Genomic DNA, 26,539 nt, shown 5'->3' with positions numbered 1-26,539 from the left:
CAGACAAATGGTGACTCCGCTTTCTAAAGCTTTCATTTACTCGAAAGAGCAATATTATTTGTTGACCTATTAGTTGTCAATGTTTTTGATACCGTCGATAAAAATATCAAATGCCGGTGCAGAAGCAAATTCAGACTCATGGAAATATCCGTCAGAAATGTACTCAATGTCACTTCCGTCTTTCTTATAGCTATCCAGTGTCTCACCATTTACAGTCCATGTAGAAGTATCAAATACATGAAGCTCGCCGCTTGCTAACTTAGCTTCTACTTCTTCTACCTTTTCCTTTGTTCCAGGAGCAACTGCCTTGTCATTTAACTCAGTTATAAGAACTGCGCCATCAGAGAAGCCCTTGCACCAGTCAGCAGGGATCTCAGTTCCATCCAGTACAGACTGTACAGCATAGGTCATATAAATGCCCCAGTTGTTGCTTGCAGAAGTAAGTGCCTGGTCAGGAGCAGTTGCGATCATGGAAATATTATAGCCTACACAAGGAACTCCCGCTGCCTCGCAGGCGGTTGGGGCACCAGTGGTATCTGCATGCTGGCTGATCAGTACACAGCCATCAGAGATCAGGGCGTCTGCTGCTTCTTTTTCCAGGTCAAAGCTTGCCCAGCTGTTGGTGTATTTAACTTCCATAGTAGCGGATGGGCAAACAGAACGTGCACCTAAGAAGAAAGAGGTGTAGCCGCTGATAACCTCAGCATATGGATAAGCACCTACATAACCGATCTTGCAGGCATCTTCTTTTACAGTACCATCTTCGATCATCTGATTTAACTTAAGGCCTGCAACTACACCAGATACATAGCGTGCTTCGTAAATAGATGTGAAGAAGTTATGCATATTGGAAAGTCCACTGCCTGCTGCCTGGAAACCGGTTGCGTGGCAGAACTGGACCTCCGGATATTCTTTTGCAGCTTCTATTACATATGATTCATGGCCAAAACTGTTTGCAAATACGATCTGGCATCCCTGATCCGCCAAGTCCATTGCTGCGTCCTTTGCTGTCTCATCTTCCGGAATATTCCATTTTACGATCAGCTGGTCATCATTTAATCCTAATGCTTCCTGCATTTCTTTTGCGCCCTTGTAATGAGCGGCTGTATAACCTTCGTTTTCATCACCGATGAAAATAAAGCCAACCTTTAAGTCTTCTTTAGTTACGCCTTTACCAGTGGCTGCCTCTGAGCCTTCTGCTGCAGCTGTGGTCTCTTCTGCCTTAGAACCAGCTGCAGGAGCCGCTGTTGTTTCCTGCGCGGAACCGCCTCCACATGCTGTTAATGAGAGCGCCATAACACCTGCTAATGCTGCACTGATGATCTTCTTTCCCTTCATAATACATCTCCTCCATTTGATGATTCCCGGTTATTAAAGTCTCAAATACAGACCTTATTATAGCATGCTCTTTTAAATTGTCAATATTCTTAGTAATATTGCGATACTTTTTTTACAATTGTATAGTTTTTATTGTAAAGTCATACTTATTAATATTTATAAGCAATTATTTATAAATTACTTCTAACTGATCTATCATGGAATATTTCACACATAACACCTGCCCCAATTCGGAATCCGTCACAGAATGACTGCCGTTTTTCAAGATAAGTTAATTCCAGGTAAGTATCTAATACATTTTGAAATTCTTTCCGGCTTTCTTTATCCAGCTTTTCTGTAAAGTTTTCTATTTCTTCCAGGGATTTCCTGCAAAGCGCCTCGTATTCCTCATTTCCTTCTATTTTTAATTCTGCGGGAACCAGTTCCCCTGCATACAGCTGTTCCAATAAGTTTTTCATGCCCCTTCCTCCTTTTATTTTTAGAATAACACAGCCCTGTCACAAATGCAATCGAACAAAATCTTACGATTACAGATGTGACGAAGCTATGTCATTGATGTATTATTATATTGGGATTTAGTTCAATAGGGTCCGAAAGGGCTCTTCCATGTATAAACGCATTCACGGTAATTTTGTCCATTTTGCTCCGCTGCCGATTAGTCAGGTCTCCGGCAAACTCGCTCACTGCGTTCGCTCAAACAGTGCCTCCAACCTGCCAGCTATGCTCACAAAATGGACAAAATTGCCTAACGAATGCTTATTATACATGGAGGAGCCCTTTCTACTGTATTGGATATGTCACATAAAAAATGCCGTACTTAAGTACAATCCCCCTCCTGCATGAAAACTGTTTATTGGTTTGCTCCTACATTTTTTATTACCAATAACGTAGAAAGCCGCCGGTGCACATGACAGAATAAGCATTTGTTTGAAAATCCGTGAGTGGGCGCGCATAGCGTCAGAACGGAGAACCACTGTTTGAGCACGCAAAGCGTGCGAGTTTGGTTCGCAGTTCTGACAATAGGCGGCGCAAGCCCACGAACAAAGGATTTTCTCCCAAATGCGCATCTGTCATGTGCACCGGCGGCTTTCGGACCTTAGTCAACAATATCCTAATTTACATCTGCGTCATTTCTTTCATAGATCTCCATAAATTCTTCTCCCGTGATGGTTTCCTTATCCAGAAGATACTTTGCGATCTCATGAAGCTTGCCTTCGTTTTCTTTCAGGATATTTAATGCTTTTTCATGCTGGGTACGGACGATCTTTACTACCTGCTCATCTATCATTCTGGCTGTTTCAGGTGAACAGGTCAGAGAAGTATCACCGCCTAAATACTGGTTGTTTACTGTTTCCATAGCCACCATATCGAATTCATCTGTCATGCCGTAACGAGTGACCATGGCTCTGGCGATCTTGGTTGCCTGTTCAATATCGTTAGACGCGCCTGTAGTAATAGAATGGAAGATCAGCTCTTCAGCTGCACGGCCTCCGGTAAAGGTTGCGATCTTATTTAATGCCTCTTCTTTGCTCATCAGATATTTTTCACCTGCATCTACCTGCATGGTATAGCCTAATGCACCTGATGTTCTTGGAATAATGGTGATCTTCTGTACCGGTGCGCTGTGGGTCTGGCAGGCAGCTACAAGTGCGTGTCCTACTTCATGATAAGCTACGATCTTGCGCTCATCTGCCGGGATCACTGCATTTTTCTTCTGATAGCCTGCAATGACAGTTTCTACGCTTTCCTGTAAATCTTCCTGGGACACAAGGCTTCTTCCCTGGCGGACAGCTCTTAAAGCTGCTTCATTTATAATATTTGCAAGCTCAGCGCCGCTGGCACCTGCTGTGGATCTGGCGATCACATTGTAATCAACGGATTCGTCCATTTTTACTTTGCGGCCATGGACTTTTAAGATAGCTTCACGGCCCTGAAGATCCGGAAGTTCTACCGGCACACGGCGGTCAAAACGTCCCGGACGAAGAAGAGCCGGGTCAAGGGACTCAGGGCGGTTGGTAGCTGCTAAGATAACAACGCCTTTCTTTCCGTCGAAACCGTCCATTTCTGTAAGAAGCTGGTTTAAGGTCTGTTCTCGCTCATCGTTTCCGCCCATTCCACCACCGTCACGCTTTTTACCAATGGTATCGATCTCATCGATGAAAACGATACATGGAGCTTTTTCGTTGGCCTGTTTGAATAAATCTCTTACTTTGGCTGCTCCCATTCCTACGAACATTTCTACAAATTCAGATCCGGAAATGGAGAAAAACGGCACCTTTGCCTCGCCTGCTACTGCTTTTGCCAGAAGGGTCTTACCGGTTCCTGGAGGACCTACAAGTAAAGCTCCCTTTGGAAGGCTTGCACCGATCTGTGCGTATTTATCCGGGTTGTGTAAAAAATCTACAATCTCTTTTAAGGCATCTTTGGCTTCTTCTTCTCCTGCTACATCGTTAAAGGTTACGCCTGTTTCTTTTTCTGCGTATATTTTTGCGTTGGATTTTCCAAAAGTCATTGCGCTGCTTCCACCACCCATACGCTTGGCCATCATACGGCCCATAAGCTGACCAATGATCACAAACATAAGGATCGGGAATACCCAGGTGGTCAGGAAGTTAAGTAATGGCGATGCCTGAGTTGGTATCTCTCTGCTGTAATTCTGTACTCCTGCGCTTTCCAGACGGTTTACCAGGTCATCTGCTGTAGTCATGTTTCCTGTTTTATAGGTAACCGCAGACCACGTTTTGTTTTTATCCTCATTTAATGTATACAGGATTTCTGTATAGTCACTGTTGACGTAGACCTGTTCTACGTTTCCTGAACTTAACTGTGTGGTGAACTCATTAAATGGTACTTCTACGGAACGTTCCATGACAGATGGAAATACTAACGCGTTTAATACCATTACAATGAGAAGGACGATACAGTAGTAGTATAAATAGGGTTTTCTGTTATTGTTATTGCTGCTGTTGTCGTTTTTTACGCCCATTGTTTTTTCTCCTTTTATTTTTTATTTTAGTTTGATTTTGGTTTTGTTTTTCGCGATTGCCGAAGGTTTTCGCTTTCCTGATGTTAAAATAACCCCGCTTCCAGATTTTGTCAATAGAAAATAGTAAATTTTTATTTACTTTTAATAATTATTGACATTTCATATTTGTTGTGATACCGTTTGTATATATAAAACCAATATGAGGATTGCGGGAATTGCATAGCAATGGAGCAATCCGGTTACATCAGTGAGTGGCAAAATTTACTTTTGACACTCACATCATATGATACCAGGGTCAAAAGGTCTAAAATCCGATGAGTGCTTGCATGAAGGAGGATTTTTGAACTTGGGACCCGCCAAAAACATGAGTAAGGAGCCATTTTTTGAAGAAAAATGAGCGGATTACGAATGTTTTTAGAATTGCGGGAGTGCAAAGCACGTAGCAATTCGGTATCAGAGGGGTCAAAATACCTTTTGACCCCAACATCATCATATGAAACTTTGAAATAGAAAACAAAAAAATACATCAGGAAAGAAAGGAGTCGTTTTATGGTTGATAAACAGGAGCTTTCTTCTGCCGGCTTAAAATTTATGGATTTTGCTATCCGTTTTTTTAATATGGCTAAATGCCAGTATCAGCAGCAAAACCAGGTAAAAGCAAATAAAGCAGGATTTCAGGTTCTTTTTATTTTAAGTATGCCCGAATATACACAGCCTACTATGAGTTTTCTGGCTGACGAGATGGGGATCACAAAACAGCAGCTGACAAAGCTGGTAAATGATCTGGAAGCCATAGGACTGGTGAAAAGGATCCATGATGAGAGGAACCGGCGGCAGGTTTATGTGACATTGACAGATGACGGACGGACGGAATTTGAAGAAGTAAAACAGGCGATGCTTGAATGTACCATGGATGGACTGAAAGGATTTTCATCAGAAGAGCTGGGGCAGCTGGAGGATTGTCTGGAGAAATTGATTCCGTTATTGGTGAAATTCAAGGGGAGCTGTTAAACAGACAAAAGCATGGCAAAAAAGAGTGACAACAAATCTTCATCTGTTGCCACTCTTTTTTACAGCACCTTACTTAAGAAAGATTTCAGGCGCTCATTTTTAGGATTTGAAAAGAATTCTTCCGGTGCAGCTTCTTCCACGAAGTAACCGCCGTCCATAAACATGACTCTGGTAGCGACTTCTCTTGCAAAGCCCATTTCGTGGGTTACTACTACCATGGTCATTTTTTCATCGGCCAGGTCACGCATTACGTTTAATACCTCGCCTACCATTTCCGGGTCAAGAGCAGAAGTCGGCTCATCAAAGAGCATTACGTCTGGTTTCATACAAAGTGCCCTTACAATGGCAATACGCTGTTTCTGACCACCGGATAACTGGCTTGGATATGCATGGGCTCTGTCAGCAAGACCAACGCGCTCTAAAAGGCGCATAGCCTCTGCCTCTGCTTCCTGCTGGCTTTTTCCCTGAAGCTTCATAGGCGCCAGTATCAGGTTTTTCATGATATCCATATGTGGGAACAGATTGAACTGCTGGAATACCATTCCCATTTTCTGACGGTGTTTATCAATATCTGTCTTCGGATCTGTAATATCAGTGCCTTCAAAATAAATATGACCTTTTGTAGGCTCTTCCAGACGGTTTAAGCAGCGTAAGAAGGTACTTTTACCGGAACCGGATGGTCCTACTACAAATACCACATCACCTTTGTAAATATCTACCGTGATATCTTTTAATACATCGATTTTTCCAAAGCTCTTTCCAAGGTTCTGAACCTGGATCAAAGGCTCTCTTTTTTCATTACCGCTCACTCTGACGCAGCCTCCTTTCCAGAATCTGGATCAGTTTTGTGAAGATCATAACAATAACCAGGTAAACCAGTGCAACTGCGATCAATGGCATGAACGCACTGTAGGTTCTGCTTCGAATGATGTCGCCGCCCTTAGTAAGATCCTGGATCGCAATATAACCTGAAACAGAGGTCTCTTTTAACAGAGAAATGAACTCGTTGCACAAAGTTGGCAGTACGGTTTTGAATGCCTGGGGCATGATCACGTACCACATGGTCTGTGCATAGTTGAAGCCAAGGCTTCGTCCTGCTTCCATCTGTCCTGCATCAATTGACATGATACCGCTTCGGAAAATTTCTGCAACATAAGCGCCGGAGTTGATGCCAAATGCCATGATCGCTACCGGAACTTTATCAATACGTGTACTTCCAAATACAACAAAATAGATGATCAGCAGCTGAACAACTACAGGTGTACCGCGGATAACTGTCAGGTAGATCTTGCACAGAATATTCAGCAGTTTTAATTTTCCTGTTTTATCGTGGGTAGAGCGGATCATACCTACGATAAATCCTAAAACAATGCCCATCATGCAGGCAAAGAAGGTTATGATCAGTGTAGTCTTAAGACCATCTGCAATATAATGCCACCGATCATCTGAAATAAAATTCAGATAAAATGCATCTGTAAAATTTTTCCACATGCCGATCATCCTTTACGTTTTAAATACTTGTTTCTAAGTAATACTTGTTTACTCTGCCTTGATGTACTTAGCTACGATCTCGTCCAGAGTTCCGTTGTCCTTTAAGCTCTCTAATGCTGTGTTGATCTTGTCAAGCAGCTCGGAATTGCCCTTCTTTACAGCAATAGCATACTCTTCTACAGTGAATGCTTCGTCTAAGATCTTTAAGCCTTCTGACTCAGATACAAAGGTCTTTGCCGGCTCACCGTCAATAACAACTGCATCGATCTTGCCCTGGCTTAATGCCTGAACAGCCTCAAAGCCCTTGTTATAACGCTCTACAGTAGTTCCGTCTGCTTCCAGATCAGATACATAGATGTCACCGGTAGTTCCTAACTGAACACCAACAGTCACTCCCTTTAAGTCATCTGGACCAGCGATCTTGCTGTCTTCCTTAACGATGATCATCTGGGAAGCAGTTGCATAGGTATCAGAGAAATCTACAGATGCCTTACGGTCTTCAGTTACAGTCATACCAGCTAAAGCCATATCAGCCTTACCGGATACGATCTCAGGGATAATGGAATCAAATGCAACATCTTCGATCTCCAAGGTCATGCCAAGTTCATCAGCAATAGCCTGTGCGATATCAACATCAATACCTACGATCTTGTCTCCATCATAATACTCATATGGAGGGAACTCAGCGTTGGTTGCCATAACCAGTTTGCCGCCTGCTGCTTCCTTTGACTCAGCTGCTGTACTCTCTGCTGCAGTGGATTCTTCTTTTGCTGCTGCAGTTGTATCTGCTGCTGCAGCTGCTGTTGTCTCTTTTGCGGAACCGCCGCATGCGGTTAAGGATGCTGCCATAAGAGCAGCCATTGTCAGTGCCATCACTCTTTTTTTCATAATGTTTTCTCCTCTTGCATGTTTATGCATATTATTATGTTTTCCCTCAATAGATTCAGGGATGCTGTCTGTTCTATTATAATGCTTTTTTTCTTTTTAGCAAGAGTAAAATTATACATTATATTTATGAAGTTTATGCACAACCTTATCTTTTGCCATGAAAGTGTTATAAAGCGGCAATTTACTTTCTGAGAGCTGCCTGTACCAGGTGTTTGGCAAGAACAGCTGTAGTAACTGCACCTACGCCTCCCGGAACAGGTGTAAGCTTTCCAGATTTTTCCTCTAACGTATCAGCTGCTGCATCACCGCAGAGTTTTCCGTTTTCATCTACATTAATGCCTACATCGATCACTGTAGTATTTTCTCCTACATAAGAATCATCCAGCATTTTTGCTTTTCCTGCAGCTGCCACCAGTATCTCAGCCTGCTGGCAGGTTCCCGGCAGGTCTTTTGTACGGGTGTGGCAGATGGTGACTGTTGCGTTCTCTTTTAAAAGGAGCATGGAAAGCGGACGGCCTACTACCATGCTGCGGCCTACAATGACTGCTCTTTTTCCTTCCATGGGAATATTATAGGCTTTTAATACTTCGATGACTGCCTCCGGTGTACATGGTGCAAAGCCGGTAGGATCCCCGGAAAATACTTTTGCAATATTCACCGGTGAAATACCATCCAGATCTTTTTGGGGGTCGATCATAGCTTCAATGTCTTTTTCACAGATCTGCTTTGGAAGAGGACGAAGGAGAAGAATACCGCTTACATCTGTATCTGCGTTGATCGCAGTAAATTCTTTTTTGAAATCTTCATCTGTAATATCAGCAGGAAATGTATAGCACTGGGAGCGTAATCCAAATGCGTCCATTTTCTTTACTGCGCCTCTTTCGTAGGACATGTCATCCGGATTTTCCCCTACGCGGACAATAGCCAGCTTTGGTGCCGGCCCATTTATTTTTTCAAGCATTGCCCCTACTTCTTCTTTGATCTTTGCGGAAACAGGAGCGCCTTTTATTAATTCCATAACTGTGTCCTCCTTTTATACAAGCTGTTCCAGGACTTTTTCGTAGATCTCATCTGCCTGGGAAATACCGATCTTGATCATACGTTTTGCATTCTGGTTGATCTCTTCTGCTTTTTCACGGTTTTTCATGGATTTCGTATTTATATATACATTCATGACAGCTCCAAGAAGCGCTGTACGGGTAAATTGTACAGCTACGCCAACATCGCTTACTGCCATACGGCTGCCTTTATCTGCTAAAACGTCTAAAATTTCTAACAGTTCTAAGGCTTTCTCCATGATCTCTACCGGAACCATGCTGGCATCCAACAGCTTCTCTTCCATAACCGTTTCCTTGTGTTCTTTTTCTTCCGGTGTGGCAGACGACAGGCGGTAGCATTCTGCTAAAGGTGCGAATACTTCTGCATCACGGTCGGATAAATGTAAGAATTCCTGCTGCATGGTTTTTAAGTGCTCCAGATATTCCTGCATTTCTTCTTCTACTTCTGCATATTTTTTCTTTCCTACAGTCAGGTTTACCACCATCTGTCCCAGGGCATTTCCCAGCGCTCCTGCTAAAGCGGATGCCCCGCCGCCACCTGGAACCGGTGCCTTGGAAGAAAGGACCTCCAGGTATTCACATATCTTTTTCTCTTCTGTCATTTTCTCTCCTTGATCCATACGTTCTGTCTGCAAAGCAGACAGATTGATAAAGAAACATTTACCTTAACATACACACAATGCATATTTTGTTTTCCATATTTTTCCAATTACTACTCTGCTTTAACCATCACATCTCTTGTCAGATCTTTGATGACTTCGCCTGCAATGATCAGACCTACCACTGAGGGCACAAATGCCGTACTTCCCGGAATATCCCGGCGTTCCGTACATTTATGGGCTGCTCCCGGCGGACAGATACAGTGATTTCTGCAGCTGATCGCCATATCATTGATCGGTCTTACAGGCTGCTCTTCGGAGTAAACTACCTTTAATTTCTTTACTCCTCTTTTTTTCAGCTCACGGCGCATGACTTTTGCCAGTGGGCAGACTTTTGTTTTATAAATATCTGCCACCCGGAACATGGTGGGATCTAATTTATTTCCGGCACCCATGGAGCTGATGATGGGAACTCCCTTTTCTTTTGCTTTCATTACCAGTTCCAGCTTGGCTGTAACAGTATCTACTGCATCTACAATATAGTCGTAGTCTTCAAATGGAAATTCCCCTGCATTTTCCGGCAGGAAGAAGCATTTATGGACTTCTACCTCTGCATCTGGATTGATCTCCAGAATACGCTCTTTCATTACATCTGTCTTATATTTTCCTACTGTTTTACGGGTTGCAATAATCTGGCGGTTTAAGTTTGTCAGACATACTTTGTCATCGTCGATCAGGTCAAATGCACCTACTCCGCTTCGCACCAGTGCCTCACACACATAGCCGCCTACTCCGCCGATCCCGAATACTGCCACCCGGGAAGAAGCCAGCTTCTCCATGGCTGCTTTGCCAAATAATAATTCTGTTCTTGAAAACTGATTTAACATGTGTTTTTCCTCTTTATCTGTCACTTGCTTGTCAGTAGCATCACATGATGTTACTGTTCATATGTTTCATGTACAGCAACTATTCCTTAAAAAATGATACTTCATACCCGCTGTCTTGTCAATTGGTAAACCTTTGGGTATAATAGTTATAACTAACTGGCGTATTCAGCCGCGAAAGAGGTGTACAGGACATGAATCCAATGAATTTTCTTGCTTTAAAACCATCCTGGGAAAAATTCCGGACCAATCACCCGAAGATGATCTCCTTTGTAAAAACAGCTTCAAGGGAAAGCTTTTTAGATGAAGGAAGCCTGATCGAGATCAAAGTCACTAACAGTTCTGGAAAGACCATGGCTGCTAATATCCGTGTGAAAAAAGAGGATATTGAGTTTTTAGGAGGCTTAAAAAATGTGCTGGAGAAATGATTTCCCCAGCCATTTCTTTTTTCCTTACTTTTTTTTGACAATTTAATTAAGTGTATATATTTTAGAACATTTTTATGTTAAAATTCAGATACATATCAATACATGCAGATAAATACAGCACTTTACTTTAAGCTGCGGACACAGCTTTCCGGCAGTGTCAGAAAGGAGTTCCTATGTTAGAACTGATCCTCTATTTTGGTCCCGTTATCCTGGTAGTGCTTCTGGTGCTTCTCATCATAACCCAGGGGTATGTAAAAGCCCCGCCGGATCACGCCTACATTATTTCCGGTCTCAGAAAAGAGCCCAGAGTCCTGGTAGGCCGCGCCGGTTTAAAGCTGCCTTTCTTTGAACAGTTAGATAAGCTGTATCTTGGCCAGATCACTGTTGATATTAAAACAGATGAATACATTCCTACCAACGATTTTATCAATGTCATGGTAGATGCAGTTGCAAAGGTGCGCGTGGCAGATGATCCGGCTATGTTAAAGCTTGCTATGCGAAACTTCTTAAATAAGAACTCCGCCAAGATCGCCGCTGATCTGCAGGACTCTCTTCAGGGTAATATGCGAGAGATCATCGGTACGTTGACTCTGCGTGCGATCAATACAGACCGTGACTCTTTCTCAGATCAGGTTATGGCAAAGGCTTCTAAGGATATGGAGAAGCTGGGAATTGAGATCCTTTCCTGCAATATCCAGAACGTGACCGATGAACATGGCCTGATCCAGGATCTTGGTATGGATAATACTTCTAAGATCCGCAAGGACGCTTCCATTGCAAAGGCGGAGGCAGAACGTGATATTGCCATTGCCCAGGCTGCTGCAGATAAGGCTTCCAATGAGGCAAGAGTTCTGGCAGAAACAGAGATTGCACAGAAGAATAATGAACTGGCTATTAAAAAGGCGGAATTACAGAAGGCTTCTGATACCAAAAAGGCGGAAGCAGACGCTGCTTATGAGATCCAGAAGCAGGAACAGCAAAAGACCATCCAGGCTGCTACTGTTAACGCACAGATCGCCAAGGCGGAACGTGAAGCAGAACTGCGCAGACAGGAAGTTGCTGTACAGCAGCAGGCATTGGAAGCTGAGATCAATAAGAAAGCGGATGCTGACCGTTATGCCATTGAGCAGGCTGCTGCCGCTGACCTGACCCGCCGCCAGAGAGAAGCAGAAGCAAAGAAATACGAACAGGAAAAGGAAGCAGAAGCACGAAAGGCCCAGGCGGAAGCACAGAAATACGCTATGCTCCAGGAAGCAGAAGGTATCCGGGCGAGAGGTGAAGCAGAAGCTGCCGCTATCCAGGCAAAGGCTTTAGCAGAAGCAGAAGGTATGGAAAAGAAAGCACAGGCTTACCAGAAGTACAACCACGCTGCTATGGCAGAAATGATGATGAAAGTCCTTCCTGAAATTGCCGGAAAGATCGCAGAACCATTATCCCAGATCGACAAGATCACCATTATCGGCGGTGGAAATGGGTCTGATGACGGTGTTGGCAACGTTGCAGGCAATGTGCCTGTGGTTATGGCAAAGCTGTTTGAGTCCATGAAAGAGGCTACAGGCGTTGACCTGGCTGAGATCATGAAAGCAGATACATATGATGCCAAGGTGACCAGGAATATTAACCTGAACGGGGCAGAGGATGCCTTGAAGCAGGTGATCGCTGCTGATACAGCTCCCGCTGACAAACCTGTTGCTGAAAATGGGGCAACTGCTGATACCAGTTCTGCCACAGTGAATTCCTGACCACATTTGTATGGATTTTTTGTTCAAAAATGGGTTGCTGCACATAAACACAGCAACCCATTTTTTTATATTATTTTTTTAACCCTACTGTATTTAATTCGCCTTCACTTTTTGCTACTACAACTGCTGCGGCAGCATCACCTACAATATTAGGAATAACTCGTGCCATGTTAAAAATGCGGTCAATACCAGCTAACAGGCCAATTGTTTCCAATGGCAGATGTACTGCATTCAAGACAATAGTCAGCATCACCAGACCGGAACCAGGGATACCTGCTGTTCCTACGGAAGCTAAAACTGCTGTTACCATGACCATGATCTGCTGGGTCAGTGTTAATTGAATGCCAAAAACCTGTGATGCAAAAATAACTGCTACTGCCTCATAAATTGCTGTTCCATTCATATTCATAACTGCACCGAATGGAATAACAAAATCTGCAATCTTATCACTGACACCTAACTCTTTCGTGCATTTTAAGTTTAATGGTATCGTTGCCACGCTGGAGCAGGTTGCAAATACAAAAAGCATTGCTTCTTTCATGACCGAGAAAAAACGGACCGGACTGATCCCGCCGTACAGACCAGCCATTAATCCACCTTGTACAAAAACGGTAAATAATGCACAGGTAATATAACATGCAGCAATTGTTTTCATATAAGGAAGCATAACACCCATACCATATTTACCAACAATATTTGCCATCAGACCAAATACGCCATATGGTGTAAATTCCAGAACAATGTTCGTAATTTCCTTCCATGCCTCTGTCCATGCACGGAAGAAATTCAGAACAGGTTCTCCTTTTTCTCCCAGTTTGATCAAAGCAAAGCCTAACAATAATGAGAAAAAGATGATCTGAAGCAGATTTTGTGTGCTTAAAGAATTAAATGGATTGGTTGGAATAATGTCCATCAGAGTATCTACAATACTTGGGATTTCTTTTGCATCATAGGCCTGCGCTGACTCCATCACAAATCCAGCGCCAATCTGCATGATATTACATAAAACAAGACCAATAGCAACAGCTATTGCAGTACCGCCAAGAAAAATTCCTAATGTCTTTCCTCCAATTTTTCCTAATGTTTTAAAATCCTTTACATCTGCTGCCGAACATATCAAAAGTCCCAGCACCAATGGTGCAACTACCATAGTCAGCAGACGGGTCAATATAGTTCCAAGAAATGCCAGCTTTGTTGCTTTCTCTCCAAAAATAAGTCCTGCTGCAATACCAAGAACAAATCCCACCATAATTCTGGTGAATAATCCTAACTGGTTCCATTTTTTTATTGGATTCATATGTATGTCCCCCCGTTTTTTATACAAATCTGCATACATGGTCTACCGCAATATCAGAAAATCCATACGCCTCTGCCTTTGTCAGTTTTCCGTTGCAGACCTGAACAATCTCATCTAAAAGCATTTTTCCGCTTTCTTCAATTGTCTTCGTACCCTCAATGATCCCGCTTAAATCCACATCCATGTTATCTTCCATGTGCGTATAAGTCCGTTTATTGGCTGTTACTTTTAAAACTGGCGCAATAGCATTTCCTGTTGGTGTTCCGCGTCCGGTTGTAAATATGACGCAGGCACATCCGGCTGCTACCATGGATGTAACAGAAGAGATGTCATATCCTGCTGTATCCATAACAATGGCACCATGTTTGCTCGGGCGTACCGCCTGCTCCAAAACTTCAACGATCGGCCTTGTTCCGCCTTTACGGATACATCCAAGACTCTTTTCATCCAGTGTAGAAAGGCCTCCTGCTTTGTTTCCAGGTGTTGGCTGTCCTGCGCGGCAGTCCTGTCCTGCCTGTTTTAAATGTTTCTCATATTCTTCACAGACACGGATCACCTGATTGTGGATCTTAGGTGTTGCTCCTCGTTTTGCCACAATATGTTCTCCACCGATCCATTCAATAGACTCACTCATGATCGTAGATGCACCAAGATCCACTAAAAGATCACTTAACTCTCCTACTGCCGGATTGGAAGCAATTCCAGATGTAGCATCTGATCCGCCACATTCAATTCCCATAATCAGTTCAGAAATATCGCACCATTCTTTTCTTACGAGACCAGCCTGTGCTGCCAGTTCTCTTGCTGCTCTTGTAGCCTTTTCAATGGTCTTTAAGGTACCGCCTTCTTCCTGGATTCCGAAAGACACTACTGGCTTATCTGTCATCTTCTGGATCTTTTCTCTTAACTGCTTATGTCCTACCGTTTCACATCCAAGACCGATGATCACGACTCCGTATACATTTGGGTTACAGGCAAAACCAGTTAATATCTTCTGAGACATGGCTGTATTATCTGCCACATCTGAACATCCCGTATTAAATACAATATTTACAGCCCCTCTTACCTGGCTTGCAACAATACGGCTTGACTCACTTCCGCAGGCACAGGCTGGAAGGATCAGTACATGGTTGCGGATCCCCACTCTTCCGTCAGAACGGCGGTATCCCAGAAACTGGATCTTTTCTCCCTTTTCTGATTTTTTAATCTCAACAGGCTCTTCTCCCTTTTCTTCTACCAGTTCGCTTTCATAGTCACGGGGCACGCTGTAAATATTGTTATGATCTACCAGACATCCTGCATTGATCTTTCTTGTAGTCTTTCCGATCAGCTCTCCATATTTGATAACTTCCTGTCCTTCCTCCAGATCTGTCAGTGAGATCTTATGGGAAAATGGGATTGCCTCTTTTGCTAAAATTTCCAGATCCTCATTTTTGCTGCGGTAATGTACCACTTCCCCTGCTTTTACATCTCTTACACAGGTTACTACATTGTCTTTTGGATCCATGATCAGTGCATCTACCTTCATATTCTTTCCTCCTGCTACATTCATTTTTTTGCTCATCTGTATCTCTTGACATCAGTATAGATCTGCTATATGATAAAATCAATTTTATGGTTTTTATGTTATTATAAATTGAATTTATACACAAAAGGAGATTTCATGCAGCCGGAAATGAAATATATTTACACTGTTTATCAATGCGGAAGCTTTTCAAAAGCAGCCGAAAAGCTTTTCCTAACCCAGCCTGCTTTAAGCATTTCCGTTCAAAAAGCAGAACATGAAGTAGGAATGCCCTTATTCAACCGGGACAAAAAGCCCTTGGAACTAACTGAAGCCGGCATGATCTATATTCAAAAAATTGAACAGATCCAGCATTTAGAGCAGGAGCTTGCCATGCAGCTGAATGACCTGACTGATCTGAAAACAGGACATCTGCGTGTTGGCGGAACTCATTATTTTAATGCCTATATTCTTCCCCCTGTTATTGCAGCTTACAAAAAAAAGTTCCCGGGGATCAGTCTTCAACTTATTGAAGCTGGTTCCTGGGAACTGATTGATATGTTAAAAAATGACAAAATAGACTTAACCTTTAATTGTACTCCTGATCCTTCTGATAAACTGCGTCGTTCTCCTTCCTTTCAGGATACGATCCTGTTAGCTGTTCCAAGCCATTTTTCTGTAAACCGTTTTTTCACTAAAACAGCCCTTTCTTCTCAGGATGTCCTGGCACGTAAATTTGAGGATCCGGACTGCCCTTCTATTACTTTACAAGCGTTTACAGATACACCTTTTATTTTGCTTACTCCAGGCAACAATCTTCGTAAACGGAGTATGACTTTTTTTAAAGAAGCAGGAATAACTCCCAATATCACCATGGAGGTATCACAGTTGGTAACCTCTTATCATCTGGCCAGATCCGGGATCGGGGCAGCTTTTATCAGTGACTGGATGCTGACTAACGCACACCCAGAAATGTCTTATTATAAGATCAATTCTCCTGCTTCTGCGCGGTTATTTGATATCGTTACTTCAGGTAAGAATTATTTATCCAAAGCCCAGAAGGCCTTTATTGATCTTTTTCAGGCTTATTATAAAAATTATATCTATTGATCTGACGTATCCAGATCATCTGCTTCTGGTTCTTCCTGAACTAACTTTTCCTGGACTGATCCTTCCTGGATTGTTTCTTCCGGCTCTTCACTGCCATCCTTTAACTTCCAGCGAAGGATCACCCTGAACAGGTCTCCTTCTACCTCTATCTTCATGGTGCCGCCCTGGACTTCGGTAAAGCTTCTTGCAATGGCAAGACCAAGACCGGAGCCTTCTGTATTTCTGGACGCATCCCCTCTTACAAAACGTTCTGTCAGCTCTTCCGGTGAGATCTTCAGTTCTTCTGCGGAGATGTTTCGCAATGTTACCTGTACATATTCTCCGTCTTTTTCTGCCTTAATATAGGCCCTGGTGCCTTTCATGCCATACTTGGTGATGTTCACCAGGAGATTTTCAAAGATACGGCAGGTCTTCTGGCCGTCTAAGGACGCCGCCAGGCGCTCATTTGGCAGGTCAAAATGGAACTGAATGCCGCTGGCTTCTATTTTATCGGAAAGTTCAAAATGGACCTGTTTTAACAGGCTGACCACATCTACCTCTTCTGGATGAAGGACTACGGTACCGTTTGCCGCCTTGCTTACCTCAAACAGGTCTTCGATCAGCTCTTTTAAGCGCATGGATTTCTGGTCTAAGATCTGGATGTAGGAGTTTCGTTCTTCTTCGGTAATATTTTCCTGCTTTAACAGGTTTACATAAGTAATAATGGCAGTCAATGGTGTTTTTAAGTCGTGGGAAACATTGGTGATCAGCTCGGTTTTGGTGCGCTCGCTTTTCACCTCTTTTTCCACTGCTTTTTTGAAGCCTTCCTGCACCTTAAACAGCTGGTTTTTAAATGGCTCAAAAATTCCTAAGTCTTCTTCTTCTTTTACGTCCAGATTGCCTTCTGCCATTTCCTGGATGCAGTTAAGGAGTCTGTGGTATTTTTCCTGCACCTTTCCCCAGTATTTCTTCAGCAGGAAGAATAATGCAATAGAGTAAAGGATCAGCGCGCCGATGCCCCAGAACCACAGCAGGGAGATGCATGCAAGGATCACAAAGTTTGCAAGCACTGCCTTTCCGATGATCTTGCTGGACCTGCTTTCCCAGTCTGTCTGGGAGAACAGATCCAGACCTGTGCATACCCAGTGTTTGCAGAAGCAAAGGAATTTTCCAACCCAGGTGCGCTCTTTAAAGTAGCGCCATGGTCCTAAACTGAAGAAGGAACGTAAATTAGTAACTCCCCAGTAAAACATTCCGTAAATGACCACCCAGAACAGGAAATTAGCTGCAACGGCCAGAGCATTGGCCATAAATGGTAAAAAGCCTGCTTTTGCCAGCTCTGCCTGGAGAGTTCCCGCCATAAAGCTGCGTACTATACCTAACGGGATCTCCATATTTAAGAAAAGCAGCAGCCAGCCCACTCCGATAACGCAAAGAGGCTCAAGTGACCAGCTGAATATTTTCATTTTGACCACTTCCATTCCCGGGATAAAAGGGATAAGAAGTGCTGCCACCAGGACTGCCATGCTTACATATGCAACAACGGTGATAAATCCATGACCGCTTTGATAATCATAATTATCATAAGCATATGCATTCCGTGGCTTTTCCTCATTCCAGCTTCCAAGCTGAGTCGGCTGACACCGGAATTTGATGGTCATATTTTTCGGACCACTGAATTCCAGACCAGATCTGCGGTAGCTGTTATTAAGTCTTGCAGCCAGGGGATCATAAAACTCAAAACGGCCAATGGAACGGATCAGGCCTGAACAGTTGCTTTCAAGACCTGTTACACCTGACACAGTCAGTCTGCCATTTTCATCAAAATGTACGGTAAACTGAAGTTCATTGTCTGCTACTGTCCGGGAAAATATTTCCTCAGGAGCACTTACATTGCTGCGCAGGTAGCCGCCCTGTGGGTCCATGACCGCATAGGAGATACGTTCATTGTACTGGTTATAAAGATTATTCCAGCTGGTTCCCAGTTCATCGATCAGATCTGTTATTTCTTCTCTGAGAGCCGGAATGTCTTCTCCTGTTTCTGTAACATCTGCACCATAAACTTCTGCGTTCTCACTTTCATCTGTCTGCTGTTCTGAAAGGGATGGATCGGCTGCAGCCCCATCGGTCACTGCATCTGTATTTTCTGTGGCATCTGCACCGGCTGCTGTATGGTCCGTGTCCGGTGTTTCCGGCACATTCTGCGCATCTGTCGTATCCAGAATAGCCCCGGCCCCATCTCCTGTGAGAAATGTCTGGGAATAAGTAAGGATACCACCATTTTCTTCCTGTTTCTGCTGATGCCAGAGAACGTAGCTGAAATTCATCACCTGGGTGGTCAGATTTCCGAACCCGCCTGCTGCTTCTGTTTCCTGCCTGCGGTTCCTGCTGTTGAATTCTGCAGCTTTCTCTTCCATATAGGGATATAGCCCCACCGTAGCACCTGCCGCAATAAAAACCGTCAGTATCATGGCTATAATTCCTAGAATTTTCCAATTATGATTTTTCTTTACAACATTTCCGTTTGTAACATTTTCATTTCCAACATTTTTCATTTCCAGATCATCATTGTTTTTCAAGTTTGTATCCAACACCCCACACCACCTTTATGTATTTCGGATCTTTTGGATCCACTTCGATTTTTTCACGGAGGTTGCGTATATGGACCATGACAGTATCTGTGTTGATCGCCCGTTCGTTCCAGACTCTTTCGTAGATCTCTTCTGCCGGGAAAACTCTTCCCGGATTGCGGATGAGAAGGAGAAGGATCTTGAATTCAATGGGAGTCACTTTTACATTTTTACCGTCTGCATTGACTTCCACTGTTTCCTCATTGACTTCCAGTCCGCCCACCTGGTGGATCTTTGGATTTTCCTTCTGCCCGGAATTTAACCGGTCTAAGAAGCGGTGATATCTGCGCAGCTGGGAGTTGACTCTTGCCATCAGTTCCATGGGGGTAAATGGCTTTGTCACATAGTCATCTGCTCCTATGTTGAGTCCCAGGATCTTATCTACCTCTTCTGTCTTTGCCGAAAGGAAGATCACCGGAAAGTCATATTTTTCCCGCAGTTTCGCAGTCATGGTGATACCGTCCATTACCGGCATCATCACATCTACGATTGCCAGGTCGATAGGCCTTTCTTCCAGGATCTTTAAGCCTTCAAGGCCGTTTTCTGCCTGAAATACCTGGTATCCCTGGCTGCGCAGGAAAATTTCCACTCCCTGGCGTATTTCTTTGTCATCCTCTACTAAAAGGATACTGTCTCCGTTCATATACTCATTTCCTCCTTACGGTTTATATAGTAGCAATGAATTTGAAAGAGGCGCTTCATAAAAAATGAAAGTTTTTCTAAAGAATTATATCACAGTAGGGCTTCTCCCGCCAGTAGGCGGGGAGAATGCAAAAAAAGGACCACCCGGCGCGGCCCGCAGGCCACACCAGAGCAGTCCCTTTTTCACATTTTCCCAGATTTTTCCAAAATCCTGTTTTTAGAAACTCTTACAGGATATCCTGATGCATCAGATGCTTAATTCTCTCCTCATTCAGTCCCTTGATAACCTCAACTGCCATGCGGACGGTGCTTTCTACATCTTCGATAGCACAGAAATTATAGTGGCTGTGTACATAACGGCTTGGAATGCCAAGTACCAGGGTTGGTACGGCTTTTCCTGCAAGGCTGATCTTGCCTGCGTTGGTGCTGCCGCCTCTTCTTACTGCGTCCTGGTAGGTGATACCCATGGTATCGCCCAGTTCATGTGCATACTCTAAGAATGCAGGATTGGTAATATAACTCTTATCCATGCAGCGGATCTGTACGCCTTTATGCATGCCGCCCTGGGATTTTTCAGGGCTGTAGTAGAAGTCGTCTGCAGGAGAGCCCTCAAATACGATAGCCAGATCCGGCTGTACCTGTGCAGAGGTAACGGTCGCGCCTCTCATACCAACCTCTTCCTGGGAAGCGAATGCACCTACTACTTCTACTGCCAGGTCATCTTTTACTGCCTGTAATGCTCTTAATGTGTGGATGATGCAGGCACAGCCCATACGGTTGTCAAAGGCCTTGCCAAAGCATAATCCATGCTCTTCATCATACTCGAATGCAACTTCCGGAGCAGCCGGATCACCGATATTGATACCGAAGCTTTCCATTGCCTCTTTTTTGCTGCATGCGCCTACATCTAAGAACATTTCACGGATGTCAAGCGGTGCGCTCTTTTCTTTATCCGTCATAAAATGCACCGGACGGGAGGTGGTGATGCCCTTTACCAGCTTTCCAGCTCTGGTGCGTACCAGTAAGGTATGTGCCGGGATACTTGGCAAGTCCATTCCACCTAACATGATCAGGCTTAACAGACCATTTTCCATGATCCCCTGTACCATAAAGCCACACTCATCTGTATGGGCATCCAGCATCAGCACCGGCTTTTTTCCATTTGCATTTCCGCCGATTCTTGCGTATACATTATTCATGGCATCATTGGTCAGGCTCATGCCTGTGCAGTGGTCCCTTACCGCCCTTACTACATCTTCCTCAAATCCGCTTGGGCCAAAGGCATTGGTCAGGTCCTTTAATACATTGATATCAATCATGTTCATATGTTCCTCTTACAAGAAGAGTTCCTCCTTCCATCATCTTACGGCCGCCTGCAATGACGGTATCCAATGTTAAGTCATCTTTGATCAGCAGGATGTCTGCGTCAGCACCTGCCACGATATGCCCCTTTTTCTTCTCGATCTCCAGCGCTTTGGCAACATTGGATGTAAAATAGGTCAGTGCCTCAGCAAAGTCAAAGCCGCCTCTGGTAACTAAAGAACACATCTGTGCATACATATTTCCCACATCCGTAACACCGATCTCTTTTAACATGCCTGCTTCATCGTAGCTGGACCAGCTTCCCTGACCGTCAGAGCTGAAGGTAATGTGATCCATAGGAACATCTGCTGCCTTTGCCTCTTCAAGAAGTGCAGGCATTGGATCATGTCCGATGACCGGCTCGCCATTTACAAAGTCTTCACAGGTAATGTCAATATAACCGCCCATTTTTGCCAGCTTCAGTCCATCCAGATACAGTTCATGGTTGCGGCTCATATGAGTAGGCTGGAAGGTCTTTACAGGGATATCAGTTTCAGCCAGCGCCTCAAATACAGGCCCTAATTTTTTCTTTCCGCTTCCCATATGTAAAACGATAAATCCAGGCTTTCCGCCGATCATGCCTGCAGTACGCACATCACTTCCTAAACGGATCAGCTCATCTACTGAAATATTTGGCGCCCTGTGGTCAGAAAGCGCCAGCTTTAAGCCCATGATCTCATCTACAAAGGCAATATCCTTCTTTACGCTTCCTGTTAAGGTCACCGGCGGATAGCCATAGGCACCGCAGAGAGCATAGGCAGTAATGCCTTCTTCCTTTAATGCCTTTACCTTTGCTAACAAATCCTCTACACTGCGGGACATATCATCGGTTCCAAGCAGTCCTAACACAGTGGTGATACCTGCCTTTAAAATAGAAGAAAGTTCGATCTGAGGTGTTCTTGTGTGGAAGCTTCCTTCTCCGCCGCCTCCTGTTACATGTACATGGCGGTCAATAAGACCAGGTGTTAAGCGCATTCCCTTTGCGTCGATGACCTGACAGCCGGTACCTCCTTCCAGGTTATCTCCTACTGCCTCGATCTTTCCTCCGCACACTAAAACATCCTTGATCCCAAGGTGTTCCGGTGCGTATACATCAGCCTGTTTCAATAATATCATGGTTATATTTTCTCCTAAATATATTATATGTTCTCTCGGAATCTTTCTGTACCTGATTTTGTGAGAAGATTTTTTGTCAGTTGTACCCAAATTTCTGAGGCGTATGCGGTGCGTACGTTGATGAAATTCGGGTGCGACTGGCGGAAAATCGGCCACAAAGGCAGGTGCAGGAAAGACTCCGAGAGGACATCCAAATTTTCCAGACGCAGCTGCGTCCGGACCGGATATCCATCTTTTACTTTTCTTTGTAGAAGTCCGGTACGACTTTTTCATGGTACTCTGCTGCCGCCTGACGAAGGCTTTCATCTAACAGCAGGTCAAGACCGGTCATTGCCAGTCCCTGTGCCCCCTTGATGCAGATCTCATCTGCAGCCGGTTCTGCTGCTGCTTTGGCATATTCTTTGGAATGTGCCGGGATCTCTTCATCTGTAATAGACAGGTAATCGTGGATCGCCGGGATCTTAATAGACACATTTCCAATGTCAGAAGAACCAAAAAGCAGTTTTGGATCCGGCAGGCACATGCTGATACCTACACGGGCCATATTTTCCTTAAAATCTTCACAGATGGGCAGACATGGATAACGCTCTGCATAGATCGGTTCTGACTGGATCTGTACCTTTGCACCTGTAAGGCTTTCTGCACGTTTTGCACAGCCGATGATCATGTTCTGAAGCTCATCAATACGCTTCATGGTAGCCGCACGGATACAGAACTCCGATTTGGAAAATCCCGGAATTACGTTAGAAGCAGTTCCGCCCTCTAAAATAACACCGTTTACATTGTCCTCTGTTTCAAATAACGGACGCAGCATATCGATCTGGTTAAACACGCTGATAGCCGCTGTCAGGGCATTGATGCCAGTTGCCGGTGCAGAGGAATGGGCAGACTGTCCTGTAAAGGAAATGGTAAGACTTCCGGAAGCTCTTCCGTTCCGGTTAATATAGTTCCTGCTTTCACCGCCACAGGTGGGATGGATCATCAGTGCAAAATCCACTCCATCAAAGCCGCCCCGTTCCAGCATAATAGCCTTTCCGGCACCTCCTTCTTCTGCAGGAGTTCCAATGATCCTTACTTCTCCTGCAATTCCCATTTCCACAAATATTTTTGCCAGAGAAGCAAATGCACCGGAAGCACAGGTGGCGATCACATTGTGGCCGCAGCCATGTCCTACGCCTCTTAAAGCATCATATTCTGCCAAAAACGCCACTACCGGGCCTTTTCCTGTTCCTTTTTTCACTGCCTTAAAGGATGTTGGAAGGTCACAATAATCTCTTTCTGTTTCAAATCCCTGTTTTTCCAGAAAATCACATATTTTAGCAGATGATTTAAACTCCTGAAAACCGATCTCCGGTTCATCATGGATGCTATGGGAAAGTTCGATCAGCTGCGGTCTTAACCGTTCTGCTTCCTCACAGATCTTTTTCTTCCATTCATCCACAGAAATCCCTTTTATTTCTGTCATGATCCACACCTCCAAAAAATAAAATGTGTATACAAAAAGCTGCAGACGTATCCAAATGGCGCCTGCAGCCTTACTTAATTACAGCTTAAAGCAGATGACAAGCAGCCATATGTCCTGGTTCTACTTCACGCAGCACCGGCTTTTCCTGACGGCAGCGGTCGGTAGCATATGGGCATCGGTCGCTGAAATAACAGCCCTTTGGAAGGTTTACAGGGCTTGGGATCTCTCCCTTTGCATCAATTCCCTGAACCAGCGGCTTTTCGCCTACAGTAGGAACTGCTGCAAACAGCACCTTGGTATACGGATGTACCGGATTGGTGAAAAGGGTGTGTTTATCTCCCATTTCCACAATACTTCCCAGATACATAACGCCCAGTCTGTCACTGATGTGGCGTACAACTGATAAGTCATGTGCAATAAACAGATAAGAGAAATTAAATTCATCTTTCAGATCCATTAACAGGTTTAAGATCTGGGCCTGAATGGATACGTCCAGAGCGGATACCGGCTCATCGGCAATGATGAACTCCGGATTTACAGCTAAGGCTCTTGCAATACCAATACGCTGTCTCTGTCCGCCGGAGAACTGATGAGGATATCTTCCAGCCTGCTCCGGTCTTAAACCAACACGGGCTAAAATACTCATGCAGCGTTCTCTTGCTTCTTCTTTGGTCTTTGCAATGCCATGGAACAGAAGAGGTTCCATAATGATGTCAGCAACTCTCTGTCTCGGATTTAAGGATGCATAAGGATCCTGGAAGATCATCTGCATACTCTTGCGGTAAGGAAGAAGCTCATTTGGTCCTAAGTGGCTGATATCTTTTCCTTTATAGAGTACCTGTCCGGAGGTTGGCTCCAGAAGGCGGATAACGGTTCTTGCTGTAGTAGATTTACCGCAGCCGCTTTCTCCTACCAGACTGAAAACTTCCCCTTTTTTGATCTCAAAGCTTACATCATTTACAGCATGGACTACTTTATCTTCTTTTACAAGCTTTCCCTTTTCAAAACGAAGGGACTGCAGGAGGCCTTTTGTAAGGTGGAACTCCTGACATACATTTTTCACTTCAATGAGTGTCTCAGATGTTTCCATTTATGCTTCCTCCTGTTCTTTTTTCTTTAACAGTGGGAAGTGACATGCAGCCATATGGCCCGGTCCCACTTCCTGCATCTGCGGCTTTTCATGGCGGCAGATCTCCTGGCAGTATTTGCATCTTGGTGCAAAATAACAGCCTTCCGGCAGCTCAAACATATTTGGAACCATACCGGGAATATAGTCCAGACGGTCTCTGTCCTCATACAGCTTTGGAATGGAATTTAAAAGTCCCTCAGTGTATGGATGTGCATTATGATAAATAATATCCTCTGTCTTTCCGGTCTCTACCAGTTTTCCGCAGTACATAACATTGATCTTGTCAACCATCTGGGATACAACTGCCAGGTCATGAGTGATCAGCATCAGAGATGTATTATGCTCCTTCACCAGCTTTTTCATAAGCTTTAATATCTGTTCCTGAATGGTAACATCCAGGGCAGTAGTAGGCTCATCTGCAATCAGCAGCTTCGGGTTGGTAGCCAGTGCAATGGCAATGATAACACGCTGGCGCATACCGCCGGAAAACTGGTTTGGATATTCTTTTAAACGTTCTTCCGGATTTGGGATGCCTACTGCATGGAGCAGCTCAATACAGCGCTCTCTTCTCTGTGCCTTGTTCATCTGTGGCTCATGAAGGATCAGCACCTCTTCCATCTGTCTCTGGATGGTATAAAGAGGATTTAAAGATGTCATAGGATCCTGGAATACCATGGAAATGTCTTTTCCACGGATCTTTGACATATCTCTTTCACTGATCTTTGCCAGGTCTTTTCCATCAAACATGATATGGTCTGCATCTACCACACCCGGATCTTCTACCAGCTTTAAAATAGAGAAACTGGTAACAGACTTTCCACTTCCGGACTCACCTACGATACCTAAAATCTCACCTTCTTTTAAGCTGAAGCTTACATTATCTACTGCTTTTACCACGCCCTTGAAGGTGTGGAAATATGTTTTTAATCCCTGTACGTCTAATAATACTTTATCTTCCATACCGCACCTCCTATTTCAGATTCGGGTTCAGCTCATCTCTTAAGAAGTCACCTAAAAGATTGATACCGAATACGATCAGCATGATATACAGACCTGGGAACACAGATGCCCACCACAGACCTGAGAACAATACATCAAAACCAGTTTTTACAAGCAGTCCCAAAGAAGGCTGTGTAATCGGCACACCAACACCTAAAAAGCTTAAGGTTGCCTCTGTCAGGATAAAGCTTCCGATCTGGATAGTTGCTAAAACGATAATGGAATTGATAACGTTTGGAAGTACATGTTTTATAATGATAATGCGGTTTGGAAGGCCAATGGTACGTGCTGCTTCCACATATTCCATTTTTTTAACGGAAAGTGTTTCACCGCGGACTGTTCTTGCATAAGTTACCCAGCCTACCATAGTCAGGGCGATGAGCAGTTTTCCCACGCCTCGTCCAAATACGGACATGATGAATAATGCGATCAGCATTGATGGGAAAGACAGCTGTACATCTGCAATACGCATGATAACAGCATCTACTTTGCCGCCAAAATATCCTGCTAACAGTCCCAGTGTGGTGCCAATGGCACAGGAACAGATCATGCCTACCAGACCGATCATAATGGAACTTGCGCTACCATAGATAATGGCACTTAAAATATCACGGCCCTGTTCATCACTTCCCAGAAAAAATCCGGCTTTTCCGCCGTCTAACCATACCGGTGGAAGATAAGAATCTGCCAGGCTGATGGCAGTCAGGTCATATGGGTTCTGCGGAGCCAGGAAACGTCCAAATACTGCAACCAGGATTGCAACTACCACCAGGATACTTCCGATGATGGCTGGAATATTGTGTTTATAGTGATAGAAAAACTCAGACTTTAAAAAGCTTTTCCACCATCCTGTTTTTTCAATGGTTACTTTCTCTTCCATG

General features: G+C 44.1%; 23 protein-coding genes. 4 read left to right on the top strand and 19 right to left on the bottom strand.

What is annotated here, in order from left to right:
• Positions 1-69: 69 nt before the first annotated feature.
• The 3 genes from OGM16_09050 to ftsH all read right to left on the bottom strand — a co-directional run bounded on the left by OGM16_09050 (position 70) and on the right by ftsH (position 4,324).
• A complete protein-coding gene (locus OGM16_09050; protein UYJ48336.1) occupies positions 70-1,338 on the bottom strand; it encodes a BMP family ABC transporter substrate-binding protein in 1,269 nt (422 codons plus the stop codon).
• A 170-nt stretch (positions 1,339-1,508) separates the two neighbouring features.
• Positions 1,509-1,796, bottom strand: a complete 288-nt coding sequence (locus tag OGM16_09045; protein ID UYJ48335.1) for a hypothetical protein — start codon at positions 1,794-1,796, stop codon at positions 1,509-1,511.
• Between the two features lie 653 nt (positions 1,797-2,449).
• Positions 2,450-4,324: an ATP-dependent zinc metalloprotease FtsH gene (gene ftsH, locus OGM16_09040; protein ID UYJ48334.1), complete on the bottom strand. Its 1,875-nt coding sequence runs from the start codon at positions 4,322-4,324 to the stop codon at positions 2,450-2,452.
• Positions 4,325-4,873: 549 nt separating this feature from the next.
• On the opposite strand from ftsH, the gene OGM16_09035 reads away from it, so the two are divergent.
• The gene (locus OGM16_09035) at positions 4,874-5,335 is read left to right on the top strand and encodes a MarR family transcriptional regulator (protein ID UYJ48333.1); all 462 of its coding nucleotides are present in this window, start codon (positions 4,874-4,876) and stop codon (positions 5,333-5,335) included.
• Positions 5,336-5,394: 59 nt separating this feature from the next.
• On the opposite strand, the gene OGM16_09030 is transcribed toward OGM16_09035, so the two are convergent.
• The 6 genes from OGM16_09030 to OGM16_09005 form a co-directional block, all read right to left on the bottom strand.
• Positions 5,395-6,117, bottom strand: a complete 723-nt coding sequence (locus tag OGM16_09030; GenBank protein ID UYJ48424.1) for an amino acid ABC transporter ATP-binding protein — start codon at positions 6,115-6,117, stop codon at positions 5,395-5,397.
• Positions 6,118-6,133: 16 nt separating this feature from the next.
• Entirely contained in the window at positions 6,134-6,826 is a 693-nt protein-coding gene (locus tag OGM16_09025; GenBank protein ID UYJ48332.1) for an amino acid ABC transporter permease, read from the bottom strand.
• Between the two features lie 48 nt (positions 6,827-6,874).
• Positions 6,875-7,714, bottom strand: a complete 840-nt coding sequence (locus OGM16_09020; protein UYJ48331.1) for a basic amino acid ABC transporter substrate-binding protein — start codon at positions 7,712-7,714, stop codon at positions 6,875-6,877.
• Between the two features lie 181 nt (positions 7,715-7,895).
• The gene (locus OGM16_09015) at positions 7,896-8,732 is read right to left on the bottom strand and encodes a bifunctional 5,10-methylenetetrahydrofolate dehydrogenase/5,10-methenyltetrahydrofolate cyclohydrolase (GenBank protein ID UYJ48330.1); all 837 of its coding nucleotides are present in this window, start codon (positions 8,730-8,732) and stop codon (positions 7,896-7,898) included.
• Between the two features lie 15 nt (positions 8,733-8,747).
• Positions 8,748-9,374, bottom strand: a complete 627-nt coding sequence (locus tag OGM16_09010; protein ID UYJ48329.1) for a cyclodeaminase/cyclohydrolase family protein — start codon at positions 9,372-9,374, stop codon at positions 8,748-8,750.
• 110 nt (positions 9,375-9,484) lie between these two features.
• A complete protein-coding gene (locus OGM16_09005; protein ID UYJ48328.1) occupies positions 9,485-10,258 on the bottom strand; it encodes a tRNA threonylcarbamoyladenosine dehydratase in 774 nt (257 codons plus the stop codon).
• Between the two features lie 191 nt (positions 10,259-10,449).
• Here OGM16_09005 and OGM16_09000 point away from each other — a divergent pair, with 191 nt between their 5' ends.
• Together OGM16_09000 and OGM16_08995 are read left to right on the top strand one after the other, a co-directional pair.
• Positions 10,450-10,683, top strand: a complete 234-nt coding sequence (locus OGM16_09000) for a hypothetical protein (protein UYJ48327.1) — start codon at positions 10,450-10,452, stop codon at positions 10,681-10,683.
• 173 nt (positions 10,684-10,856) lie between these two features.
• Positions 10,857-12,425 carry an SPFH domain-containing protein gene (locus tag OGM16_08995; GenBank protein UYJ48326.1) on the top strand — a complete coding sequence of 523 codons (1,569 nt, stop codon included), beginning with the start codon at positions 10,857-10,859 and terminating at the stop codon, positions 12,423-12,425.
• 70 nt (positions 12,426-12,495) lie between these two features.
• Here OGM16_08995 and OGM16_08990 read toward each other — a convergent pair whose 3' ends face one another.
• Positions 12,496-13,722, bottom strand: a complete 1,227-nt coding sequence (locus OGM16_08990) for a dicarboxylate/amino acid:cation symporter (GenBank protein ID UYJ48325.1) — start codon at positions 13,720-13,722, stop codon at positions 12,496-12,498.
• A gap of 19 nt (positions 13,723-13,741) precedes the next feature.
• The gene (locus OGM16_08985; protein UYJ48324.1) at positions 13,742-15,286 is read right to left on the bottom strand and encodes an altronate dehydratase family protein; all 1,545 of its coding nucleotides are present in this window, start codon (positions 15,284-15,286) and stop codon (positions 13,742-13,744) included.
• A 99-nt stretch (positions 15,287-15,385) separates the two neighbouring features.
• Between OGM16_08985 and OGM16_08980 the strand changes: the two genes are divergently transcribed.
• Complete coding sequence (locus OGM16_08980; GenBank protein ID UYJ48323.1) at positions 15,386-16,336, top strand: LysR family transcriptional regulator; 951 nt, start codon at positions 15,386-15,388, stop codon at positions 16,334-16,336.
• Here OGM16_08980 and OGM16_08975 read toward each other — a convergent pair.
• From OGM16_08975 to OGM16_08940, 8 genes are all read right to left on the bottom strand, one after another.
• The gene (locus OGM16_08975; GenBank protein ID UYJ48322.1) at positions 16,330-18,909 is read right to left on the bottom strand and encodes an ATP-binding protein; all 2,580 of its coding nucleotides are present in this window, start codon (positions 18,907-18,909) and stop codon (positions 16,330-16,332) included. The genes OGM16_08980 and OGM16_08975 overlap by 7 nt on opposite strands.
• Complete coding sequence (locus tag OGM16_08970; GenBank protein UYJ48321.1) at positions 18,881-19,588, bottom strand: response regulator transcription factor; 708 nt, start codon at positions 19,586-19,588, stop codon at positions 18,881-18,883. Before OGM16_08970 ends, OGM16_08975 begins: the two co-directional genes overlap by 29 nt.
• A gap of 226 nt (positions 19,589-19,814) precedes the next feature.
• Complete coding sequence (locus OGM16_08965; GenBank protein UYJ48423.1) at positions 19,815-20,906, bottom strand: M20/M25/M40 family metallo-hydrolase; 1,092 nt, start codon at positions 20,904-20,906, stop codon at positions 19,815-19,817.
• Complete coding sequence (gene iadA, locus OGM16_08960) at positions 20,899-22,065, bottom strand: beta-aspartyl-peptidase (protein ID UYJ48320.1); 1,167 nt, start codon at positions 22,063-22,065, stop codon at positions 20,899-20,901. The genes OGM16_08965 and iadA overlap by 8 nt, the downstream gene beginning before the upstream one ends.
• A 235-nt stretch (positions 22,066-22,300) precedes the next feature.
• Positions 22,301-23,530, bottom strand: a complete 1,230-nt coding sequence (locus OGM16_08955; protein UYJ48319.1) for a M20 family metallopeptidase — start codon at positions 23,528-23,530, stop codon at positions 22,301-22,303.
• Positions 23,531-23,615: 85 nt separating this feature from the next.
• Positions 23,616-24,620, bottom strand: a complete 1,005-nt coding sequence (locus OGM16_08950; GenBank protein UYJ48318.1) for an ATP-binding cassette domain-containing protein — start codon at positions 24,618-24,620, stop codon at positions 23,616-23,618.
• The gene (locus tag OGM16_08945; GenBank protein ID UYJ48317.1) at positions 24,621-25,619 is read right to left on the bottom strand and encodes an ABC transporter ATP-binding protein; all 999 of its coding nucleotides are present in this window, start codon (positions 25,617-25,619) and stop codon (positions 24,621-24,623) included.
• 10 nt (positions 25,620-25,629) lie between these two features.
• Entirely contained in the window at positions 25,630-26,538 is a 909-nt protein-coding gene (locus OGM16_08940) for an ABC transporter permease (protein UYJ48316.1), read from the bottom strand.
• Position 26,539 lies beyond the last annotated feature (1 nt).

This window comes from Lachnospiraceae bacterium, from assembly GCA_025758065.1.
In the GTDB taxonomy this organism is placed as follows: Bacteria; Bacillota; Clostridia; order Lachnospirales; family Lachnospiraceae; genus Enterocloster.
Note: the sequence above shows the minus strand (reverse complement) of the source record. Positions and strands in the feature narration are given on the sequence as shown.

What these genes read in the sequence shown, in the direction of transcription:
- OGM16_09050 (UYJ48336.1), bottom strand. Translation starts at nt 1,338, where the DNA reads ATGAAGGGAAAGAAGATCATCAGTGCAGCATTAGCAGGTGTTATGGCG.
- OGM16_09045 (UYJ48335.1), bottom strand. Translation starts at nt 1,796, where the DNA reads ATGAAAAACTTATTGGAACAGCTGTATGCAGGGGAACTGGTTCCCGCA.
- ftsH (UYJ48334.1), bottom strand. Translation starts at nt 4,324, where the DNA reads ATGGGCGTAAAAAACGACAACAGCAGCAATAACAATAACAGAAAACCC.
- OGM16_09035 (UYJ48333.1), top strand. Translation starts at nt 4,874, where the DNA reads ATGGTTGATAAACAGGAGCTTTCTTCTGCCGGCTTAAAATTTATGGAT.
- OGM16_09025 (UYJ48332.1), bottom strand. Translation starts at nt 6,826, where the DNA reads ATGTGGAAAAATTTTACAGATGCATTTTATCTGAATTTTATTTCAGAT.
- OGM16_09020 (UYJ48331.1), bottom strand. Translation starts at nt 7,714, where the DNA reads ATGAAAAAAAGAGTGATGGCACTGACAATGGCTGCTCTTATGGCAGCA.
- OGM16_09015 (UYJ48330.1), bottom strand. Translation starts at nt 8,732, where the DNA reads ATGGAATTAATAAAAGGCGCTCCTGTTTCCGCAAAGATCAAAGAAGAA.
- OGM16_09010 (UYJ48329.1), bottom strand. Translation starts at nt 9,374, where the DNA reads ATGACAGAAGAGAAAAAGATATGTGAATACCTGGAGGTCCTTTCTTCC.
- OGM16_09005 (UYJ48328.1), bottom strand. Translation starts at nt 10,258, where the DNA reads ATGTTAAATCAGTTTTCAAGAACAGAATTATTATTTGGCAAAGCAGCC.
- OGM16_09000 (UYJ48327.1), top strand. Translation starts at nt 10,450, where the DNA reads ATGAATCCAATGAATTTTCTTGCTTTAAAACCATCCTGGGAAAAATTC.
- OGM16_08995 (UYJ48326.1), top strand. Translation starts at nt 10,857, where the DNA reads ATGTTAGAACTGATCCTCTATTTTGGTCCCGTTATCCTGGTAGTGCTT.
- OGM16_08990 (UYJ48325.1), bottom strand. Translation starts at nt 13,722, where the DNA reads ATGAATCCAATAAAAAAATGGAACCAGTTAGGATTATTCACCAGAATT.
- OGM16_08985 (UYJ48324.1), bottom strand. Translation starts at nt 15,286, where the DNA reads ATGAGCAAAAAAATGAATGTAGCAGGAGGAAAGAATATGAAGGTAGAT.
- OGM16_08980 (UYJ48323.1), top strand. Translation starts at nt 15,386, where the DNA reads ATGCAGCCGGAAATGAAATATATTTACACTGTTTATCAATGCGGAAGC.
- OGM16_08970 (UYJ48321.1), bottom strand. Translation starts at nt 19,588, where the DNA reads ATGAACGGAGACAGTATCCTTTTAGTAGAGGATGACAAAGAAATACGC.
- OGM16_08965 (UYJ48423.1), bottom strand. Translation starts at nt 20,906, where the DNA reads ATGATTGATATCAATGTATTAAAGGACCTGACCAATGCCTTTGGCCCA.
- iadA (UYJ48320.1), bottom strand. Translation starts at nt 22,065, where the DNA reads ATGATATTATTGAAACAGGCTGATGTATACGCACCGGAACACCTTGGG.
- OGM16_08955 (UYJ48319.1), bottom strand. Translation starts at nt 23,530, where the DNA reads ATGACAGAAATAAAAGGGATTTCTGTGGATGAATGGAAGAAAAAGATC.
- OGM16_08950 (UYJ48318.1), bottom strand. Translation starts at nt 24,620, where the DNA reads ATGGAAACATCTGAGACACTCATTGAAGTGAAAAATGTATGTCAGGAG.
- OGM16_08945 (UYJ48317.1), bottom strand. Translation starts at nt 25,619, where the DNA reads ATGGAAGATAAAGTATTATTAGACGTACAGGGATTAAAAACATATTTC.
- OGM16_08940 (UYJ48316.1), bottom strand. Translation starts at nt 26,538, where the DNA reads ATGGAAGAGAAAGTAACCATTGAAAAAACAGGATGGTGGAAAAGCTTT.